This is a genomic window from Polaromonas sp. (genome assembly GCF_012927485.1).
Lineage (GTDB): Bacteria > Pseudomonadota > Gammaproteobacteria > Burkholderiales > Burkholderiaceae_C > Polaromonas.
The window spans coordinates 1-4,061 of sequence record NZ_JABBPC010000001.1; the positions used below are offsets into that span (position 1 = coordinate 1).

The window sequence follows — 4,061 nt, forward strand, 5'->3', positions numbered from 1 at the left end:
AGGCTTGTGCTGTGCTCGGGTAAGTTCAGAATATTAGGATCACCCCCTTCGGCCGGCACAGGATTACCTTGTGCCAGGGCAGCCGGCACCGCAGCGCCCGCTACCGCTGCCGCAAAGGCATTGCGTATAAAGTTTCGGCGGCCGCTCTTGGCTTCGGCAAACACAGTCCTGACGCCGTCGCGGCTCAGGAAATTTTCAGGCGCCTTGAGGATACGTCCCGAACTGAGGTCTTCTTGCTTCACAGAGTCTCCTTTGACATGTGCTTCCGTCATCAATCAATCACTACCCGAGCAAATTTGCGTCACGGGTTTCAGACGCCACCTGAGAACAGACCGCCCGGCAGACCAGTCCCAAAAACTCGTCGGCTATGCTGTAAAAAACCTGCGCCCCCTGGCGGCGCTTGGATACGATCCGCGACCGGTGCAGCATGGTGAGGTGCTGCGAGATGTTGGGCTGAGCCACTCCGATCAGACGACGCAGTTCGGTCACATTCTTTTCGCCCCGACACAGCGCACTGACGATTCGCACACGCACCGGTGTCGAGAGCAATCCGAACAGTTCAGCGGCCCGCTCGAACACCTGTAGCGAAAGCGCCTCGGTCGTTTGCTGTTCCATTTAATTAATTCGCATATTCTGATTTGCTAATATAAACAGCCCAAAAAATATCTACTATGGGGATTACGCTAAGTTTTCAGCGGACGCCCGTTTATTTGAACTGGTCATGATGCCGGTTGAGTCGCAAGTCGATGACCGTCATTTCTTTCGGGGATAAGTCGAGATTAAGTTTGACATTGCAATGCCCGACCCCACCTCAACTTTCTGCTGATGGCGGGCCGCGCAAAGTTTGTCAGCGCTCAGTTTTTCCCCGCGCTTACAGTCACGCTGTTGGAAATCGCTGGGTATACGGGCCATAGGCGTGTTGAAGCCCAAGGTGATGCAAGAGAGGATGTGAAGCCGGTTCCTACCAACCGCCCAGTTGATCATTCCACCGGTCCACAACCCCATCAACCTTGAGCTTCGCGCTAGAACTTCCAGCCGAACTGGACACCCAAAGCCTGCTCAGACATCTTGATGGTGTCCGTGCCTCCCCCTCGATTCGGTCCTGTCACTGAATTGGACGGTGCGTGCATGTAGGAAAAAGTCACGTCCGTCCTGTCGGTCAATGCATAGGTGCCTCCCAGGGTGTAATGCGTTGTGATGACGCCAGGCGCCAGCGTGTTGAGGGACGCATCGCGGCTCTGAATTGGATTACCGCCAATGTTCACACCGGCTCGCAGGGTCAGTTTCGGGCTAGCCTGCCACTGAACACCCAACTTCCATACATCGATGTTCGACCAACCAAACCCGGGGCCATTGGCAGCGCCCATGGCCCCAGGGCTATTGCTGGCATTTGCAATAGAGGCAATAGCGCCGTAATTGATCCGCTGGTAATCCAGGGCGATTGTGACGTTCGGTGTTGCCTGAAAACTGGCGCCCACGACGTAGTTTTCAGGAATGTCCAGCCCCCCTTGCTCCGCGAACAAGCCGGCATACTGCGACAGTTTCGACATGGCAATCCTGGGCGAGTAAGACGCCCCAATGCTCAGCTGGTCAGTAAGCTTACCCAGGTAGCCCAGGCGAACGCCAAACCCATTGCTGCTGTCATATCCGCTGTTTGCCACGCCGAACGCATTCAGTCCATCTGCCTTGAATTGCTGACGTACCAACAACGGAGAAATCCCAATCGAATGGTTCTCGCTAAATTTATACGCCACCGTGGGTGCCACTATCAGTTGCATCAGATCGACACCGAGACGACCCGATCCACAGAACACGTTGGAAGGAGGCGACCCCGGACCACAGCCATTGGCAGGAATTTGCCCTCCCGCATAGTCGGTATTCATGCCGCCGTTGCCATAGACCGTCACCCCGACGCCAAGCTTGTCGCTGATCGCTTGGTTGTAGCCGAATTCAGGAATGTAGAACAGGTTATGGTCGCTAGTGACCGTTCCCAGCCCGGCCCGTTCCATCGAACGGGTAGGCTTAAAAAAATCGAGTCCGAGTTCTGCCCGGTTGCCCGCCCAGGCCGCTGCCGCCGGGTTGTTGGCGCCCGCGAAACCGTCTTGCGCCAGTGCGACCGAGGCTCCCCCCATGCCTTTGGCGTTCATGCCATAACCATGGGAAAAGTAGCCGTCGGTTGCAAAGGCGGTGGACAGCGTCCCGCCAAGCATTAAGGCCACCGCGAAAGGGCGATGCTGAACTCTTCGGTGGATGTTGCGTGTCTTGATCATGATTTGTCTCCTCTTTTTTTATTTCTGAGCTAAAGGTTGTAATGTTTGTACCGGTCAAAACTCTCCTTTGGAGGCGCGCTCCATCATTTCGTAAATCGTGCTGCGCACGGCCCACGCCTCTTCCTTCAGTGGAGAGGGTAGTTTTCGACCCATCTTGACCATCATGTCCATATTGAGGGTGTAGAGCCACAAGCCATCGTCCCGCTCCACCATTGAAATGCGGCAAGGCAAATAGGCCGCCATGTGAGGGCTGAAATCCACCATGTGGCGGGCGGTGGCGGGCGTACAAAAGGAGTAGACGGTGAGCAGCTTTTGCTTGACACCGGAACGGGCTTCGAGCTCCTTGGACAGCGGCAAAATACCTACTTCCTTCATGTTGCGTTCGATGGCGACGCTACGCAGAATCTGCTCAATGTCATTCGCAGTGACACCCTCCTTCACCTTGCGCTCCCAGGTGGTGGCTACCGCGATGTCTCCACCCGCGTCCACCCAGCGATCCCACATGCGGCCAGCCTCGGCGCCCGCCCCATCTTCGAGCTTGCCAAAGGTGTTGACGGTACCGCAGCCGGTGAGCAAGGCCGCCATCAGCAAGGCCCCCACGCGGGAGATGGATGCAATGTTCTTCATGCGTGATCCTGTTTGGTTTTATGAGCAATTCCAGCGCGAACAGCCAGTCCCGAATAGCCTGTTTGCTTGACCCCTATCAATCATCGAACTTTCACCGCAATACCGGAATCCGTAACTACCCTATACCGTTGGGGGTATGGTATTAAACAAGTTTCGAAAGCGACTCCGCATCACGGTTTCCTGCGATCTGGCAAACTGCAATGAACCGTAATTTGCAAGGCTCCGCATCATGACCAAGAAGACTTCCACCAACGCCACCACCGCCGCCACTCTCAAATCGCGGGGACTGGCCCAGGATTACCGCCACGAACATCAGAAGGACGTCGTTAATCGCTTGCGACGAATCGAAGGGCAAGTTCGAGGTCTGGTCGAAATGATCGAAAGCGACCGCTCCTGCGAAGATGTGGCCACACAAATGTCGGCCACGCGCAAAGCGATGGAAAAGGCGTTCTACCGGATGATGACCTGCTCGCTAATCCAGGCGGTACAGGATTCAGAAACGGACGAGCAAGCGATTCAGGAAGTGGAGCGCTCAGCCCGCCTGATGGAAAAATTTGCGTGACTCCAGAAATCTGGCACCCCGACTGAACCGCCTGTCTAGCGACTACATAACAAGCGAGGTTCCAAAGACCGCTGCGCTTCAGGACTTGCACGGCTGTCACGGAATTAGGCGTAGCGCGTCGCCATCACCTCCATAGACAGCGGCTTGATGCGGCTCCCTTGGCCGGCGCAGCCGAACGCCTCAAACCGCGCCTTGCAGATGCCGCTTGCGGCTTTTTTGGCGGCCAATAAGGCCTTGCGGGGGTCAAACTCACTGCGCTGCTCAGCCAAAACCTGACGCATCGCGCCGGTCATGGCGAGACGAATGTCCGTATCGATGTTGACCTTTCGCACACCGCTATCGATACCGCGCTGGATTTCCTCCACCGGCACGCCATACGTCTCCTTGAGCTCACCGCCGTACTGACGGATGATTTCCAACCACTCTTGCGGTACGCTGGAGCTGCCATGCATCACTAAATGGGTATTGGGAATTTGCGCATGGATGGCAGCGATGCGGTCGATGGCCAGAATGTCGCTAGTGGGCTTGCGCGTGAACTTGTAGGCGCCGTGGCTGGTGCCAATGGCGATGGCCAGTGCGTCGACTCCGGTCAGGGCAACAAA

At 56.2% G+C, this 4,061-nt stretch carries 5 protein-coding genes and 1 pseudogene; 1 reads left to right on the forward strand and 5 read right to left on the reverse strand.

Going from position 1 to position 4,061, the window contains the following annotated elements; all coding sequences use genetic code 11:
- The 4 genes and pseudogenes from HHJ16_RS00005 to HHJ16_RS00020 all read right to left on the reverse strand — a co-directional run.
- Positions 1-242: pseudogene (locus HHJ16_RS00005) on the reverse strand (sulfite dehydrogenase); the annotation flags it as partial.
- A 40-nt stretch (positions 243-282) separates the two neighbouring features.
- Complete coding sequence (locus HHJ16_RS00010) at positions 283-615, reverse strand: metalloregulator ArsR/SmtB family transcription factor (protein ID WP_293639648.1); 333 nt, start codon at positions 613-615, stop codon at positions 283-285.
- A 407-nt stretch (positions 616-1,022) separates the two neighbouring features.
- Positions 1,023-2,270, reverse strand: a complete 1,248-nt coding sequence (locus HHJ16_RS00015) for an outer membrane protein transport protein (RefSeq protein ID WP_293639649.1) — start codon at positions 2,268-2,270, stop codon at positions 1,023-1,025.
- Between the two features lie 54 nt (positions 2,271-2,324).
- On the reverse strand, positions 2,325-2,897 hold the full coding sequence (locus HHJ16_RS00020; protein WP_293639650.1) for a DUF302 domain-containing protein: 573 nt from the start codon (positions 2,895-2,897) through the stop codon (positions 2,325-2,327).
- Between the two features lie 229 nt (positions 2,898-3,126).
- On the opposite strand from HHJ16_RS00020, the gene HHJ16_RS00025 reads away from it, so the two are divergent.
- A complete protein-coding gene (locus HHJ16_RS00025; RefSeq protein WP_293639652.1) occupies positions 3,127-3,459 on the forward strand; it encodes a metal-sensitive transcriptional regulator in 333 nt (110 codons plus the stop codon).
- Between the two features lie 104 nt (positions 3,460-3,563).
- Here the strand turns inward: HHJ16_RS00025 and HHJ16_RS00030 are convergent.
- Positions 3,564-4,061, reverse strand: a 498-nt coding sequence (locus HHJ16_RS00030; RefSeq protein ID WP_293639653.1) for a class II fructose-bisphosphate aldolase, incomplete at its 5' end; no start/stop codon positions are given.

What these genes read in the sequence shown, in the direction of transcription:
- HHJ16_RS00010 (WP_293639648.1), bottom strand. Translation starts at nt 615, where the DNA reads ATGGAACAGCAAACGACCGAGGCGCTTTCGCTACAGGTGTTCGAGCGG.
- HHJ16_RS00020 (WP_293639650.1), bottom strand. Translation starts at nt 2,897, where the DNA reads ATGAAGAACATTGCATCCATCTCCCGCGTGGGGGCCTTGCTGATGGCG.
- HHJ16_RS00025 (WP_293639652.1), top strand. Translation starts at nt 3,127, where the DNA reads ATGACCAAGAAGACTTCCACCAACGCCACCACCGCCGCCACTCTCAAA.
- HHJ16_RS00015 (WP_293639649.1), bottom strand. Translation starts at nt 2,270, where the DNA reads ATGATCAAGACACGCAACATCCACCGAAGAGTTCAGCATCGCCCTTTC.